Origin of the sequence: Stenotrophomonas sp. A3_2 (assembly GCF_036624925.1) — a bacterium.
In the GTDB taxonomy this organism is placed as follows: Bacteria; Pseudomonadota; Gammaproteobacteria; order Xanthomonadales; family Xanthomonadaceae; genus Stenotrophomonas; species Stenotrophomonas hibiscicola.
This window is the reverse complement of the sequence record NZ_JAZKVY010000400.1, coordinates 1-335: the sequence shown is the minus strand read 5'-3', so window position 1 is coordinate 335 and position 335 is coordinate 1. Positions and strand designations below refer to the sequence as shown.

Here is a 335-nt window from a genome sequence, read left to right as displayed (position 1 = left end):
GATACGGCACCGGTTGGCGATGGAGCCACCGTACTCGTCCGTGCGGCGGTTCATCGCGGGCAGCAGGAACTCGTGCAGCAGGTAGCCCATGCCGGCGTCGACGTAAAGAATATCGAACCCGGCGCGCCTTGCCCGCACGGCCGCTTCCGCGTGCCAGCGGCGGAGATCGGCGATGTCCTCGCGCGACATGATGCGGCTGCGCAGATTGCCCATGAAGGGGACATGGGTGGGCATCCAGCCGAAACCTGAAGGCGAGATCGGCGGCAGGCGGGAGGTGCGGTTCATCGTCATGCCGCCGCCGTGCCAGAGTTCGATGCCGGCGAGCGCGCCGTGGC

At 68.1% G+C, this 335-nt stretch carries 1 pseudogene; it reads right to left on the bottom strand.

The window, feature by feature from the left end:
• A pseudogene (locus R5H29_RS22850) lies at positions 1-335 on the bottom strand (NADH:flavin oxidoreductase); the annotation flags it as partial.